The sequence below is a fragment of the Paraburkholderia sp. HD33-4 genome (genome assembly GCF_021390635.1).
In the GTDB taxonomy this organism is placed as follows: domain Bacteria; phylum Pseudomonadota; class Gammaproteobacteria; order Burkholderiales; family Burkholderiaceae; genus Paraburkholderia.
On the sequence record NZ_JAJEJS010000001.1, the window covers coordinates 862,969 to 878,875 of the forward strand.

At 66.4% G+C, this 15,907-nt stretch carries 9 protein-coding genes; 6 read left to right on the top strand and 3 right to left on the bottom strand.

Annotated features, from left to right (window positions below; all coding sequences use genetic code 11):
• Positions 1-50: 50 nt before the first annotated feature.
• Complete coding sequence (ppc, locus tag L0U84_RS03875) at positions 51-3,296, bottom strand: phosphoenolpyruvate carboxylase (RefSeq protein WP_233847888.1); 3,246 nt, start codon at positions 3,294-3,296, stop codon at positions 51-53.
• A gap of 543 nt (positions 3,297-3,839) precedes the next feature.
• On the opposite strand from ppc, the gene hemC reads away from it, so the two are divergent.
• The 4 genes from hemC to L0U84_RS03895 all read left to right on the top strand — a co-directional run bounded on the left by hemC (position 3,840) and on the right by L0U84_RS03895 (position 10,026).
• The gene (gene hemC, locus L0U84_RS03880) at positions 3,840-4,838 is read left to right on the top strand and encodes a hydroxymethylbilane synthase (RefSeq protein WP_233847889.1); all 999 of its coding nucleotides are present in this window, start codon (positions 3,840-3,842) and stop codon (positions 4,836-4,838) included.
• The gene (gene hemDX / locus L0U84_RS03885; RefSeq protein WP_233847890.1) at positions 4,838-6,829 is read left to right on the top strand and encodes a fused uroporphyrinogen-III synthase HemD/membrane protein HemX; all 1,992 of its coding nucleotides are present in this window, start codon (positions 4,838-4,840) and stop codon (positions 6,827-6,829) included. Before hemC ends, hemDX begins: the two co-directional genes overlap by 1 nt.
• Before the next feature lie 2 nt (positions 6,830-6,831).
• Positions 6,832-8,022 (top strand): heme biosynthesis protein HemY, encoded by a 1,191-nt coding sequence (locus L0U84_RS03890; RefSeq protein WP_233847891.1) that lies wholly within the window; start codon positions 6,832-6,834, stop codon positions 8,020-8,022.
• 240 nt (positions 8,023-8,262) lie between these two features.
• Positions 8,263-10,026, top strand: coding sequence for a winged helix-turn-helix domain-containing protein (locus L0U84_RS03895; protein WP_233847894.1), 1,764 nt, complete (start codon positions 8,263-8,265; stop codon positions 10,024-10,026).
• A 47-nt stretch (positions 10,027-10,073) separates the two neighbouring features.
• On the opposite strand, the gene L0U84_RS03900 is transcribed toward L0U84_RS03895, so the two are convergent.
• A complete protein-coding gene (locus tag L0U84_RS03900; protein ID WP_233847896.1) occupies positions 10,074-10,346 on the bottom strand; it encodes a hypothetical protein in 273 nt (90 codons plus the stop codon).
• 325 nt (positions 10,347-10,671) lie between these two features.
• Between L0U84_RS03900 and L0U84_RS03905 the strand changes: the two genes are divergently transcribed.
• Positions 10,672-12,411 (top strand): SulP family inorganic anion transporter, encoded by a 1,740-nt coding sequence (locus tag L0U84_RS03905; protein ID WP_233847897.1) that lies wholly within the window; start codon positions 10,672-10,674, stop codon positions 12,409-12,411.
• A 3-nt stretch (positions 12,412-12,414) separates the two neighbouring features.
• Positions 12,415-14,241 carry a diguanylate cyclase gene (locus L0U84_RS03910; protein WP_233847898.1) on the top strand — a complete coding sequence of 609 codons (1,827 nt, stop codon included), beginning with the start codon at positions 12,415-12,417 and terminating at the stop codon, positions 14,239-14,241.
• Positions 14,242-14,338: 97 nt separating this feature from the next.
• Here the strand turns inward: L0U84_RS03910 and L0U84_RS03915 are convergent, their stop codons facing one another.
• The gene (locus tag L0U84_RS03915; RefSeq protein WP_233847900.1) at positions 14,339-15,865 is read right to left on the bottom strand and encodes an aldehyde dehydrogenase family protein; all 1,527 of its coding nucleotides are present in this window, start codon (positions 15,863-15,865) and stop codon (positions 14,339-14,341) included.
• Positions 15,866-15,907 lie beyond the last annotated feature (42 nt).

Here is a 15,907-nt window from a genome sequence, read left to right on the forward strand (position 1 = left end):
GTGTGGCCCGCGTCGGCCACACCCGGCTTTTGCTTGCTGCAGCGTCAACCTCAACCGGTATTGCGCAACCCCGCCGCGATCCCGTTGATACTCAAATGGATGCCGCGCCGCACGCGCTGATTCGTGTCGCCCGCGCGATAGCGTTTGAGCAGTTCGACCTGCAGGTGATTGAGCGGATCGAGATACGGGAAGCGGTTCTTGATCGAACGCGCGAGCAGCGGATTCTCGGCGAGCCGCTCGCTCTTGCCGGTGATCTCCGACAACACCTTCGACGTGCGTTCCCATTCCGCGACGATGCGCTCGAACACGTGCTTGCGCAGCTTCTTGTCGGTCACGAGCGCGGCATAACGCGACGCGACCGCGAGGTCGGTCTTCGCGATGACCATGTCCATGTTCGACATCAGGTTCGTAAAGAACGGCCAGCTCTTGTGCATCTTCTTCAGCAGCGCGAGACGGCGCGCGCGCTCGGCGTCGGACGGCGCGCTGTCCAGATGTTCGGCGACCGCGCTGCCGAAGCCGTACCAGCCCGTCAGCAGCAGCCGGCATTGACCCCACGAGAAGCCCCACGGAATCGCGCGCAGATCCTCGATCTTGCGTTGCTTCGGATCCTGCAGCTTGCGCGACGCGGGGCGGCTGCCGATGTTCAGCTCGGCGATCTCCGCGATCGGCGTCGACTCGAAGAAATACTCCTTGAAGCCCGGCGTTTCGTAGACCAGCGCGCGATACGTGGCCATCGCCGCGTCGGACAGCTGCTGCATCGTTTCCTCGTACGCGGGCAGTTCGGCCAGCGTGTGATCGTGCGGCAGCAGCGACGCTTCGAGCGTCGCGGCCACGACGGTTTCCAGATTGCGCCGGCCGATCTCCGGATTCGCGAACTTGCTCGCGATCACTTCGCCCTGCTCGGTCAAACGGATCTGACCGTCGACGGTGCCCGGCGGCTGCGACAGGATGGCCTGATAGGTCGGGCCGCCGCCGCGACCGACGGTGCCCCCGCGTCCATGGAACAGACGCAGCGTCACGCCGCGTTCGTTGAACAGCGACACGAGCGCCAGCTCCGCGCGATACAGCTCCCAGTTCGACGTCAGGAAGCCGCCGTCCTTGTTGCTGTCCGAGTAGCCGAGCATCACTTCCTGCTCGTTGCCCTGATGTTCGATCAGCGTGCTGATGCCCGGCAGCGCGATCAGATCGCGCATGATGTGCGGCGCGTTGCGCAGGTCGGGGATCGTCTCGAACAGCGGGATCACCATCAGGCCCGCGCGCGCGGGGTCGTGCTCGTCGCCGAGACGTCCGCGCAGCAGGCCGGTTTCCTTCTGCAGCAGCATCACCTCGACCAGATCGCTGACGGTCTCCGTGTGCGAAATGATGTAGTTGCGCACCGCGCGCGCACCGAATTTTTCGCGCGTGATGCGCGCTTGCTCGAGCACCGCCAGCTCGCTCTTCACGAGCTCGGAGTAGTCGGCGTACGGCACCCGCAGCGTGCGCGGCTGCGCGAGTTCGGCGAGCAGCACGTGGAGCTTGTCCGCTTCCGGCAACGCCGCGTAATCGTCCTCGACACCCGCGCGCTTGAACAACTCGGCGATCACCGCTTCGTGGATGTCGGAGCTTTGCCGCAGATCGATGCTCGCGAGATGGAAGCCGAACACTTCGCCCGCGCGTGCAAGCGGCGCGAGACGCGGCGCGGCGAGCGGCGCGCCGTGATGCTCGGCGAGCGAATCCATCAGCACGTGCAGGTCGCGCACGAAGTCGGCGGAGTCGTCGTAGGGGATCGCGCGGATCGGCGCGACGCCGCGGCCGGCGCTGCGCAGCGGCACGATGCCTTCGCCCAGGCGCACGCGCGCGCTCGCCGCGAGCCGCGTGTAGATGCCGATCAGCGCGCGCCGATACGGCTCGTCGGTGCGATGCGGCGAGTGGTCGGGCGAGATGGCCGCCAGCTCATTCAACGCATCGCTCGCGCCGACGAGCAGGTTCGACATCGAGAGCTCCTCGCCGAGCTTGTGCACCTGCACCAGGTAGTGCTCGAAGATCACCGCGGCCTGACGCGTGATCGCGTTTTCGAGCGTTTCGGCGGTGACGTTCGGATTGCCGTCGCGATCGCCGCCGATCCAGCTGCCCATCTGGAAGAACGGCGGCAGGCGTGCTTCGAGGCCATGCTCCTTCAGCGCCTCCTCGATGTCGGCGTACAGCGCCGGCAGTTCTTCGAGGAAGGTGCTGCGGTAGTACGACAGCGCGTTCTCGATTTCGTCGGCGACCGTCAAACGCGCATCGCGCAGCATCCGCGTTTGCCACAGCGACGTGACGCGCGCGCGCAGCATCGCTTCGTTGTGCGCGCGCTCGCGGTTCGTGAGCGGCTGATCGCGCTCGGCGAGCAGCCGCGCGATATCGTGCTGCGCGTCGAGAATGCTCTTGCGCTGCACTTCGGTCGGGTGCGCGGTCAGCACCGGCATGATCAGCGCGTCGTCGAAAAATCGCTGCAGCAGCGGCGTCGCGGCGGCACCGGCCGCGGCGAGCCGCTCGAGCGCATGGGCGATCGTGCCCGGCTGCGAGGTCGAGCCCGCCAGCGCGTGAATCCGGTGACGGCGGTTGCGGTGACGATCTTCGGCGATGTTCGCGAGATGCGAAAAGTAGCTGAACGCGCGCACGACGCTGACGGTCTGCTCGGGCGTCAGCGTGCGCAGCTTTTTGTCGAGCGTCTGCGCGGCGGCGCTGTCGTCTTCGCGACGGAAACGCACTGCGGTCTGCCGGATCGTCTCGACGACGTCGAACACCGCGTCGCCTTCCTGCTCGCGCAGCACGTCACCGAGCAGGCGGCCGAGATAGCGGATGTCCTGGAACAGCGGGTGGTCCTTGTCCTCGCGCGTGCGGCCGGCGTTCTTCGCGGTGGGCGCGGCGGCGGACTCCGCCGGCGACACGGCTTGCAGCTTCGGCGCTTTCGGGGCGCGCGACGGCGTTGCGTCGCCTTCGGACTTGACCTTGGCCTTGGCCGGCTTGCGCGCGGTGGGCGAGGTCGCGGCCTGTTCAGCCTTGCTGGCCTTGCCGGCCTTCGTCGCCTTTTGCGCCTTGGCCTGCTTGACGGGCGCCGAGGTTTGCGCGGCCTTCGGGGCTTTGGTGGCGCGAGCGGCGAGGGCGCGGCGCTTCGCGCGCTGGTCGGCGCGCGTGTCGTCATGTTGAGCGACGCTCGACGATATGCCGTGCGCGGCAGCGTCGGACAGGGCGTCAGGCGCCGCGGCGTCGGCCGGGCGAGCGGTGGGCGAGGCAGTGTTGCGGCGGGCGGGGCGCGCCGATCCGGAAGACGTCACGATGAGTTACCTCAGGGAAGCCAGAGTCTGTTGATTGATGAACTGCGACTGCGGAACTGCAACCAGCGAGTGCAACGTGAACTGCGTGCAACAGGGACTGCGGAACGGACTACAAGACGGACTGCTAGTGCGACTGCAAAGGGGACTGCAAAGAGGACTGCAAACGGCGCTTGCTCGAGTCACTACGGAGGGACCAGCGTGTGCCGCGCCGCCTACGAGGAACGACGCAAGCGCTGCCGATCGCGCGATGCCGACGGGGGAGAAAGGAGCCACGGGTTGCCAGCCCGCGCCGGGACCGAACAGGCGGCAGGCTTTGCCGCAGCATGTTCGCCGCATTGCATCATCCCGCATGCCGCCGCGCGGTGCGCGAACGACCGTGCGTGACGAGGCGCAATGGGGGCCGCCGCGCGCTGCGCGAAGCCCGTCTCCTCCGTCGATACCGCTTGTGCACGGCGCTCCGCAATGCCTTGGAACCCAAGGGCGCGAACGAGGGCGCGTGCTAACATTGATTGTTATTCCATCCCGAGATCAAGCAGCAAGCTAATGAACACCGAGACGTCTTCCACGCCACCCCACACGCTTGTGATTGCGTCGCGAGAGAGCCGCCTTGCCATGTGGCAAGCCGAGCATGTGCGATGTGCGCTGCACAAATTATATCCATCTTGTGACGTAAAAATCCTCGGAATGACGACACGTGGTGATCAGATTCTCGATCGCACGCTGTCGAAGGTTGGTGGTAAGGGGCTCTTCGTCAAAGAGCTCGAAGCCGCGCTCGCCGATGGCCGCGCCGACCTCGCGGTGCATTCGCTGAAAGACGTGCCGATGGAGTTGCCCGCCGGTTTCGCGCTGTCCACGATCATGGAGCGCGAGGACCCGCGCGATGCGCTCGTGTCCAATCAGTACGACTCGCTAGCCGCGTTGCCGGCCGGTGCCGTGGTCGGCACTTCGAGCCTGCGGCGTGAGGCGATGCTGCGCATGCGCTATCCGCATCTCGACGTGCGGCCGTTGCGCGGCAATCTCGATACCCGGCTCGCCAAGCTCGATCGCGGCGACTACGCGGCGATCATTCTGGCCGCGGCCGGACTGAAGCGTCTCGGGCTTGCCGAGCGGATCCGCGCGTTGCTCGATCCTGAGGACAGTCTGCCCGCGGCGGGCCAGGGCGCGCTCGGCATCGAGATTCGCGCCGATCGCGCCGACCTCGCCGCATGGCTCGCGCCGCTGCATCATCAGCACACGGCCGCGGCCGTCGAAGCGGAGCGGATGGTGTCGCGCGCGCTCGGCGGCAGTTGCGAGGTGCCGCTCGCCGCCTACGCAACCTGGGGCGACGGCGCGCTGCATCTGCGCGGCATCGTCGCGACGCCGGACGGCCAGCGGGTGCTGAGCGCGCAGGCGTCGGCGCCGGCGCCCACCGTCGAACGCGCGCTCGCGCTCGGCGAGGAAGTGGCGCACTCGCTCGCGCAGCAGGGCGCGCTCGACATCGTCCGCGCGCTCAGTACGGCGAGCGGTCCCGCGGCCGCCCCCGGCACGGCGGCCAGCGAGTGATGGCCGCCGTCACGCCGCAGAAGGCGCCGTTCACGGTCGTGATCACGCGGCCGGCCGGTCAGTCGAGCGAACTCGTCGAACGGCTCGAAGCAGCCGGGCTCGCGCCGCTCGACTTTCCGCTGATCGACATTGCGCCCGTCATCGACGACGCGCCGTTGTGCGATGCGCTCGCGTCGCTCGAACGCTACGCGCTCGTCGTGTTCGTGTCGCCGAACGCGGTCGATCACGCGTTCGCGCGCCGCCACGATATCTGGCCGCACGCGCTGCCGGTCGGCGTGGTCGGCCCGGGCAGCGTGCAGGCGCTCGCGCGCCACGGCGTCAGCGCGCCCGAGCATCGCGTGATCAGCCCCGCGGCGGGCGCCGACGACGAATCGACGAGCTTCGACTCCGAGAGCCTGTTTGCCGCGATCGAGGCGCAACTGGGCGCCGCGGGCCTCGAAGGCAAGCGCGTGCTGATCGTGCGCGGCGACGGCGGCCGCGAATGGTTGAGCGAGCGTCTGCGCGAAGCCGGCGCCGAAGTCGACGCGGTGGCCGCGTACCGGCGCATCGTGCCGGAGCCGTCGATCGGCGCCTGGGCGCGCGTGCACGAACTGCTCGCGGACACGCCGCACGCATGGCTCGTGACCAGCTCCGAAGGCGTACGCAATCTGCACGAACTCGCGAACGAACATCTGACCGCCGGCGAGATCGAGCAGCTCAAACACGCGCCGCTCGTCACGCCGCATCCCCGCATCGCGCAGACCGCGCGGGCATTGGGTTTTGATAGGATTACGGTGTCCGGCGCGGGCGACGAGCGCATAGTCCGAGCCCTCGTTGCCGCGGCCGCCGTGCCTCCCGTCGTCCAACCGGTATCGTCCAACCCGGCTCAACCACGCATGACTGAAACGAACGCATCCACGAACGCCTCACCCCAGCCGCCGGCAAGCGCCGCCTTGCCGCCGAACCAACCCTTCACGCCGTTCGAAGCGCAAAAGCGCCGCAGCACGAGCGGACCGCTGCTGTGGTTTGTCATCGTGGTCATCGCGTGCGCGGCGGGCGTGGGCGGCTTCGCGATGAACCGCAAGCTGGTGCGCACCGAGCAGGAACTCGCGCAGCGTCAGCAGGCCAACGACACGCAGACCAACGAGCTGCGCATCAAGATCGACCAGGCGCTCGCCACCGTGCATCAATCGGACTCGCAGGTCGCGCAGCTCGAAGGCAAGCTTGCCGATGCGCAGGCCGGGCAACAGGCGCTGCAGCAGCAGTACGCGGATCTCGCGCGCAATCGCGACGACTGGACGCTCGCCGAAGTCGGGCAGATGCTGTCGGCCGCGAGCCAGCAGTTGCAGCTGACCGGCAATACGCAGCTCGCGCTGTTCGCGCTGCAAAGCGCCGATACGCGCCTCGCCGCGTCGGACAGCCCGCAGGCGGTCGCGGTGCGCAAGGCGATCGCGCAAGACATCGACAAGCTGAAGGCCGCGCCGTCCACCGATCTCACCGGTCTCGCCATCAAACTCGACAACGCGATCGATCACGTCGACGCTCTGCCGCTGTCGGGCGAAGCGCCGATTCCGCATGCGACGCCGCATGCGGCCACGTGGGCCGACACCGCGAAGGTGGCCGCGGCCACCGGCAAGCCGCGCTGGGAAGTGTGGATCGACGAGGTCACGCACGGCATCGGCGAGCAGCTGACGAGCCTCGTGCAGGTGCGTCGCATCGACAACGCCGACGCGATGCTGGTCACGCCCGATCAAGGCTACTTCGTGCGCGAGAACCTGAAGCTGCGTCTGCTGTCGGCGCGCCTCGCGCTGCTCTCGCGCAACCAGACCACGCTGAAGTCCGACCTGCAGGCGGCGCAGTCCGCGTTGACGCGCTACTTCGACGCGTCGTCGAAAGACACGCAGACGGTCATCGATCTGGTCAGGCAGGTGGACGCCGGTTCGGCCGCGGTCGATCTTCCGAACCTCGATACGAGCCTGCAGGCCGTCAATCAATACCGGAACCGGGGTTAATCATGGCGATCCGGGGACTCCTATGGCTCGCGGCGCTGTTCGCCGTCGCGGTCGTGCTCGCGGTGGGCGGGCGCTTCGACGCGGGGCAGGTGCTGCTGATCTATCCGCCTTACCGCATCGACATGTCGCTGAATCTGTTCGTCGTCGGGCTGGTGGTGCTATTCATCCTGCTCTACGCGCTGTTGCGCATCATCCGCAATATCTGGCGCATGCCGCAGCGCGTCGCCGCATACCGCGCACGTTCGCGTGTCGCGAAGGCGCACGCGGCGTTGCGCGACGCAATCGGCAACCTGTACGCGGGGCGTTTCTCGCGCGCGGAAAAGGCCGCCAAGGACGCGCTCACGAACGGCGACAACAAGGGCGCGGCCGGTTTGATCGCGGCGAGCGCCGCGCATCGCATGCATGAGTACGCGCGGCGCGACGAATGGCTCGCGCAGATCGACGAAGCTGACTGGCAGGACGCGCGCCTGATGGCCACCGCCGACATGCGCGCCGACGGCCGCGACGCCGACGGCGCGCTCAATGCGCTGACCGAGATGCAATCGCAGGGCGCGCGGCGCATCCACGCGCAGCAGATCATGCTGCGCGCGCAGCAGCAGTTGAAGAACTGGGGCGAAGTGCTGAAGCTCGTGAAGACGCTGGAGAAGCGCGAGGCGATCCATCCGGCGGTCGCGGTGCGGCTGCGTCAACTGGCGGCGGAGAATCTGCTGCGCGATCGTCGCCACAACGCGGACGCGCTGCTCGAATTGTGGAGTTCGCTGTCGACGACCGAGCGTCATTCGCCGCGCCTCGCCGATACCGCCGCCGAATTGCTGGTCGCGTTGAACCGCCCGCAGGAAGCGCGCAAGATCGTCGAGGAAGCGCTTGCGCAGAACTGGGATGCGCGCCTGTTGCGCCGCTATCCGGATACGGCCGGCGGCGATGCGCTGCCGCTGATCCAGAAGGCCGAGGCGTGGCAGAAGGAGCGGCCGGAAGACGCGGACCTGATGTTCGCGTTGGGGCGCCTGTGTCTGCATCAGCAGTTGTGGGGCAAGGCGCAGTCGTTCCTCGAACGCGCGCTGAAGCTCGCCGACAACGAGACGCTGAAGATCCGCTCGCATCGCGCGCTCGCACGCCTGCACGAGCAGCTAGGCGATGCCGACAAGGCAAGCCAGCATTATCGCGAGAGTGCGTTGGCGATGAACGTGACGTGAGTTCGGCGTTTTCGGCCGCGCGCTGAAAACGCGCAAGCCTCCGTCACCGCTATCTGATGGCCGCAGCCCCGCGCTGCGGCCATTTGTTTTTCAGGCGGCCGGCGCCCCGGCGGCCGGCGCTCCGGCGGCCGGCGCATGCGCCCCTGTCCTTCAAAGCCGACAATCCTCTCCTACCATGAAGAGCTAAGCCGTCTTCCTATGACGGATCGGCGCAGACCGCCTGCGTGCACGGAAAAACCCATGAAGACACGAGGACTGATCAGGTTTGCCGACTTCGAACTCGACGTCGAGCGCTACGAGTTGCGGCGCGCCGGCGACGAGATCCGTCTCGAGCGTCTGCCGATGGAATTGCTGATCCTGCTCGCGTCGCGTAGCGGCGAGCTGATCTCGCGCGCGGAAATCGTCCGCGCGCTGTGGGGAGCGAATAGCTTCCACGACACGGAAAACGGCATCAACACCGCGATCCGCAAAATCCGCCTCGCGCTCGACGACGATCCCGTCGCACCGCTTCACGTCAAGACGGTCAAGGGCAAGGGCTATCGGCTCGACGGGATCCGCGAGGCAGAGCAGCTGGCCGAGCCGAGCCAGCCGCCGCACGCGGTGCGCGTGATCGTGCTGCCGTTCGACAACATGACCGGCGACCCGGGTCAGGACGCGTTCTGCGATGCGCTCGCCGCCGAAACCTCCGCGACGCTCGGCCCGCTCGGCGGCGAGCGGCTCGCGGTGATCGCGCGCACGACCGCGGCGCACTACCGCCGCTCGGGCAAGAGTATCGCCGAGATCGCGCGCGAGCTGACGCTCGACTACGTGCTCGAAGGTTCGCTGACGAGCGACGGCCAGCGCCTGCGCATTCTCGCGCAGCTGATTCGCTGCGCGGACCAGACGCAGATCTGGAGTCATGCATACGAGCCCGAATCGGCGGGCACTTTGAACATTCAGCAGGAAGTCGGCGCGGCGCTGGCGGCCGAGGTCACGCCAAGGCTCACGCAGCATCGGTTGAGCGCGCTCGCGCGACGCCTGCCCGTCGCGCCCGCGGCGCACGATGCCTATCTGCGCGGCCGCTACTACTGGTATCGCCGCGTGCATTTCGATCCCTGCTTCGCGGCCACGCATGCGCTGAGCGGCGAGGACTTCTTTCGTAGCCGCGGCTATTTCGACAGCGCGGTCGAACATGATCCGACCTATGCGCTCGGCTATGTCGGCCTGTCGAATTTTCATGGCTCGACGGTCGTGCACGGCTTCTATCCGCCGGAGGAGGGCTGGCCGCTCGCGCGCGCGGCGGCCGAGCGCGCGCTGGATCTCGACCCCGAGTTGCCGGAGGCGCATCACGCGATGGCCGCGGTTCACTACTTCTACGATTGGGACTGGCGTCGCGCCGAAGCGGAGTTTCTGCATGCGCTGCGCCTGAACCCGAGCTATCCGGAAGCGCATCGGCTGTATGCGCGCATGCTGATGTCGGTCGGCCGTGACGCCGAAGGCCACGCGCTGATGAAACGCGCCGAAAAACTCGATCCGCTCGCGTTCCAGGGCTCGCGCGCGTTCGGCCTGATTCTGTCGGGCGAGCACGAGCAGGCCGTGCGCGAATACTTCTCGCGCGCGGCGGCCGAGCGCTCGCCGCTGATCTACCAGATCCTCGCGACCGCGTTCGAGGTGAAAGGGCTCGTCAAGGAGTCGGTGGAAGCGACCGTGGAAGCGCTCGTCTGCTGCAACGAACTGGCCCGCGCGCAAGCGATCCGCGAACGCTGGGACGCCGGTGCGCACGACGCGGTGCTGCAATGGCTGCGCGCGGACCTGCTCGCGCGCCATCGAGACGGCTACACGTCGCCGCTGCTGCTCGCCGAGATTGACGCGCGGCTCGGGCGCGCGGACGACATGTTCCACTGGCTCGACCTCGCGCTCGCCGAGCGCTCGTCGCGGCTATGCGAGGTGCGCACGAATCCGTGGTTGCAGCGCTGGCGGTCGACCGGACGGTTTCGCAGCTTCGAAAAACGCCTGGGCTTCTGAGTCCGGCCGGCCTCGCTACAGCGATCGTCGCGACGCTCATCGCGCCGTCATTGGCCGCCCCTGAACAGCTCCTTCATGCGCTGCTGCATTTCGGGGTCGTGTTGCGACGCGATGAACTCGCGATAAACCTGCTCACGGGTCTTGCCGGCGGGCGCGCCCATCGCGGTTTGCGGCGCGGGCGAGCCGCCGACGGCCGTCAGCGTGTTCTGGTCGGCAGGCTGGGAAATTTCGGTGGGAGCTTGCGTCTGAGCATGAGCGGCGGCACCGAAGGCGAGGGCGGCGCTTGCTGCTGCGGCGCCGATGAAAGTGGACGGTTTCATTTCGTGACTCCTGACAGTGGCTCGGGGGAGCGGCTGCGGCGACGCCGCGAGGCCGACGGGTCGGCGGGAGGTCGATCGACGCGCGCCTTGGAACCCATGGTCCGTCGCGAGGGGCGGCGCGCCAATGGAGCCTGGCTGTAGAAATCGTTAATTCTCGGGCCAGCGACGCCATGACCGTGCAGACCGAAACGCCCAGTGGCGGCGTCGATGATGCCCAGCCGGCCGGCCCGATCCCTGTCACCGACGGAAGGTCTGGACTATCCTACGAATGACAGCACCGCCCACAATCCGTGGCGCGGCGTCCCCTACTGCGGACATTCCAACTATGGAAGCGGACAGGCCCGTTCCTCAGAAAGAACAGACTGCTGCGATCAGCGCACGCCACTGGATGCGCTGGCTGCCCGGACTGACGGTGCTCAGGACGTACCGGCTGAGCTGGCTGCCGAGCGATCTGACGGCGGGACTGGTCTTGACCACGATGCTGGTGCCGGTCGGGATCGCCTACGCGGAGGCGTCCGGTGTCCCTGGCGTGTATGGCCTCTACGCGACGATCGTCCCACTGCTGGCGTATGCGCTGTTCGGCCCTAGCCGGATTCTCGTGCTCGGCCCCGACTCCGCGCTCGCCGCTCCGATTCTGGCGGTGGTCGTGCAAATCGCGGCGGGCGACCCTTCGCGAGCGATTGCGGTGGCCAGCATGATGGCGATCGTGTCCGGCCTGTTCTGTATCGTGATGGGCTTGCTGCGGCTGGGATTCATCACCGAGCTGCTGTCGAAGCCCATTCGGTACGGCTACATGAACGGCATCGCGCTCGCCGTGCTGATCAGTCAGTTGCCCAAACTGTTTGCGATCTCGATCGAAGAGCGCGGACCGTTGCGGGACATCGTGAGTCTCGTGCAGGCCGTCGCCGACGGCAAATCCAACTGGTACAGCTTCGCGGTGGGCGCGGGAAGCCTTGTGCTGATCCTGTTTCTGAAGCGCTTCGAAAAGCTGCCGGGCATCCTGATCGCCGTGATCGTCGCGACGTTGTGCGTGACCGCATTGCACCTCGACAGCCTCGGCGTGAAAGTGCTCGGCAAGATTCCTCAAGGCTTGCCGACTTTTGCGCTGCCGTGGGTCACCGACGCCGATCTGGTCAAGATACTGCTCGGCGGCTGCGCGGTCGCGCTGATCTCGTTCGCGGATACCAGCGTGCTGTCGCGGACTTTCGCGGCACGTTTTCGCAGCCGCGTCGACCCCAATCAGGAGATGGTCGGGCTCGGCGTGGCCAACCTTGCGGCCGGCCTGTTCCACGGCTTCCCGATCAGCAGCAGTTCGTCGCGCACGCCGGTCGCCGAGGCGGCGGGCGCGAAGACGCAACTGACGGGCGTCGTCGGCGCGCTGGCGGTCGCGGTGCTGCTGATTGCCGCGCCCAATCTGATGCGCTACCTGCCCAACAGCGCGCTCGCCGCGGTCGTCATCGCGGCGGCGATCGGCTTGTTCGAGATCACGGACCTGAAGCGGATCTTCCGCATCCAGCAATGGGAGTTCTGGCTGTCGATGGCCTGCTTTGCCGGCGTCGCCGTGTTCGGCGCGATTCCCGGCATCTGCTTCGCGATAGTGATCGCGGTCATCGAATTTCTGTGGGACGGCTGGCGGCCGCACTACGCGGTGCTCGGTCGCGTCGAGGGTTTGCGCGGCTATCACGACCTGCAGCGCTACCCGCATGCCGAGCGAATCCCCGGACTCGTGCTGTTTCGCTGGGATGCACCGCTGTTCTTCGCGAACGCCGAGCAGTTTCAGGAACGCCTGCTCGAAGCCGTCGCGGAATCGCCGGCGCCGGTACGGCGCGTGGTCGTGGCGGCCGAACCGGTGACGAGCGTGGACGTCACCTCCGCCGACATGCTGCGGGAACTGACGCGCACGCTCGACGAGCGCGGGATCGCGCTGCACTTTGCGGAGATGAAGGATCCGGTTCGCGACAAGCTCAGGCGCTTCGAGTTGGGCGATCTGATTGGCGATGCGTGCTTTCATCCGACGGTGAGTAGTGCGGTGGATAGCTATATCGAGGGGGGCGGGAAGGAATAGCGCATGATGGGCGCGACGATGGGCGACACGAGCCTCGCTCGGAATCGCTCGTACGGTGGATTGTCGGACCTGGAGTTGGATCACCGGAGAACAGGTATGCGCGTGCCGTCCGCTGCACCAACGCCTGCAAAAACGTCTGCAAAAGCGGTTTGGGACCGCGTCAGTTCACGTCCACGGCATACCGTGATCCTGTGTTTCGCCTTGGTGTTCGTTGTCACTTTGATTCTTGCCGTCCACCAATATTTTCTCGTGCGCGCTCGAGAACTCGATAACCGTTCGCATCGGCTCGAGATTCAGGCGAGAGTTCTGGATGTCGCGGTCCGCAATAACAGGCAGCACTTGCAGCTTCTTCGTGAGAGTGGGGAGCGGTTCCTCGCGGACCGCACGGCGCAGCTCGACCGGACTGCGGATGGCTCGCTCCAGGCAGTACTGCGGGCGCAGGACGAGCGAGTCTGGAATCTTCAGGTCGGCGATACCGACGCCCCCATCCGGGGTATCGGCACACATCAGCTTGCGGTGATGCCCGGGTTGCACCGCGACGAGCCCAGGTTTCTCGAGGACCTGCGGCTCGCCCAATTGATGAGCCGGCTGCTCGCCGTGCAATTCGAGATGGGCACGGGTCTCGAACGCGCGGTGTATGTGTCGCCGGCCGGTATCGTGGTCGCCTACCCAGCCGTCGACGATGACGAAGTAGTCCGGATCCTGCAAACGTTGGGCAGCTCGCGCCTGTTGCAGCTTGCCAGCCAGAACCCGCTCGCCTATAAGGTCACGTTCGATCCGATTCACGGGCGCGAGAATCCGGCGGAACCGCGCCTGCTGTTCGGCACCCCGGTGATGAGCAACGGCGTGGTTCGCGGCTATCTGTTCTTCATCATCCCGCAACGCATCGTTCAGGACTATCTGCGGACCGACACCACGCCGGACGAAACTCATGCTCTCGTCGACCGAAGCTGGAAGCCGATTGCAACGAGCGGGACTACCCTTGCCGCGGCGCATGAGAATTGGCTCGAGACTCTGCCGCCGCGGTGGAATACGCTCTCCGCTTCGACGCTGTTTCAAACAGGCACGGGGATGCTGAGTGCCGGGCAGGACTTTCTTTTATTCCGCAAACTGGATACGGCAGATCTCTTATTGGTCGATCATGTTCCCGCTGCGTCCGTATTTCGCGCCGTCGTCCGTTTGAGCAGCGCGCTGTTTGCCGGCGTGTGGCTACTCATGGCATTCCTGCTCTGGTCCACGCTGTTCGTCGTCGACCGCCTTCTCTCCACGCAGATGACACTCAACCAGCGCTTGCGGGAATTATCGCTCGCGGACCCGCTGACCGGTCTCGCGAACCGCCGTCGTTTGAACGAGGAATTCGGCGCACTGTCGCGGCGCGACGTCGAGCGCCACATCGCGCTGCTGATGGTCGATATCGACCATTTCAAGCGGGTCAACGACAACTGGGGGCACGCTGCCGGAGACGAGGCCCTGAAGCACCTGGCCGATGTGGTCAAGCTCACCGTGCGCCCGGGGGATCTGATGGCACGGCTGGGCGGCGAGGAGTTCTGCGTGCTGCTGCCCGATACGCCCGCGGACGACGCCGCCCGGATTGCCGAGCGCGTGCGCGAGGCCGTCGCCGGCAATGCCTGCGTTCTTCAGGAGGCGACGTTGCTTCGTTCGGCGCCGGGCCGTGAAATCCGCTTCACGATATCGATCGGCGTGGCGGAGAGGATCGCGGACGACTGCCGCGACCTCGAGCGGCTGATTGCGGTCGCGGACCAGCGACTGTACGCCGCGAAGGCGAGCGGGCGAAACAGGGTGGTGGCATGCGAGTCCACGCAAAGCTGACTCGCGACTGAAGGAACGCCGCCGCGAGATTGCGGCGGCCAGGTGTGCGCGACCACGCTGGTCGGCGCGCGTCGCCGGTTGACGACGCGCCCTCCGCTTAGAAGAACCCGAGCGCCTCCGCCTGATAGCTGACCAGCAGACACTTCGTCTGCTGATAATTCGACAACGCCATCTTGTGCGTTTCGCGCCCGATCCCCGACTGCTTGTAGCCACCGAATGCCGCGTGCGCCGGATACAGGTGGTAGCAGTTGGTCCACACGCGTCCCGCCTCGATCTCGCGTCCCATCTTGTAAGCGCGGGTGCCGTCGCGCGTCCACACGCCGGCGCCCAGGCCATAGTACGTGTCGTTCGCGAGTTCGATCGCTTGCTGTTCGTCCTTGAACGTCATCACCGACGCGACCGGCCCGAAGATTTCCTCCTGGAACACGCGCATATCGTTGTTGCCGAACAGCATCGTCGGCTTCACGTAGAAGCCCTCGCCGAGACCGGCCCCGGGCGAGGCGCGCTCGCCGCCGACGAGGCACTGCGCCCCTTCGTCCCGGCCGATGTCGATATACGACAGGATCTTGTCCAGCTGCTGCTGCGACGCCTGCGCGCCGATCATCGTTTCGAGGTTCAGCGGATGGCCGGCCTTGATGCGTTCGACACGGGCAATCGCCTTCTCGATGAAGCGCTCGTAGATGGACTCCTGGACCAGCACGCGCGACGGGCACGTGCACACTTCGCCCTGATTCAGCGCGAACATCGCGAGACCTTCGAGCGCCTTGTCGAGGAACGCGTCGTCGCGATCGAGCACGTCGGCGAAGAAGATGTTCGGGCTCTTGCCGCCGAGTTCGACCGTCGACGGGATCAGGTTGTCCGCGGCTGCGTGCAGGATGCGCTTGCCGACCGGCGTCGAGCCTGTGAACGCGATCTTCGCGATGCGCTTGCTGGTGGCGAGCGCTTCGCCCGCTTCCTTGCCGAAGCCGTTGACGATATTGACGACCCCGGCCGGGAACAGGTCACCGATCAGTTCGATCAGCACGAGTACCGAAGCCGGCGTCTGCTCGGCGGGCTTCATCACGACGCAGCAGCCGGCCGCGAGCGCGGGCGCGAGCTTCCACGCGGCCATCAGCAGCGGAAAATTCCACGGGATGATCTGACCGACCACGCCAGCCGGCTCGTGAAAGTGATAGGCGACCGTGTTGTCGTCGATCTCCGAGATGCCGCCTTCCTGCGCGCGAACGCAGCCCGCGAAATAGCGGAAATGATCGACAGCGAGCGGCAGGTCCGCGGCCATCGTTTCGCGCAGCGGCTTGCCGTTGTCGATCGTCTCGGCGACCGCGAGTAGCTTCAGGTTCTTTTCCATCCGCTCGGCGACCGCGAGCAGCACGTTCGCGCGCTCAGTCACCGACGTTTTCGCCCATTTGCGGCGCGCTGCGTGCGCGGCATCGATGGCGAGATCGATGTCCGCGGCACTCGAACGAGGTATGCGACAAAATGGCTGCCCGTTGATCGGCGACACGTTGTCGAAATAGTCGCCGCCGACCGGCGCGACCCACTTGCCGCCGATATAGTTTTCGTAACGCTGGCGATACGGATATTCGATGTCGATGCCGAGGGCTTTCAGGTCAAATGGATTCATCACTTGTCTCCGTTTTGTGATGGTGATCGGGTGACTGCACGG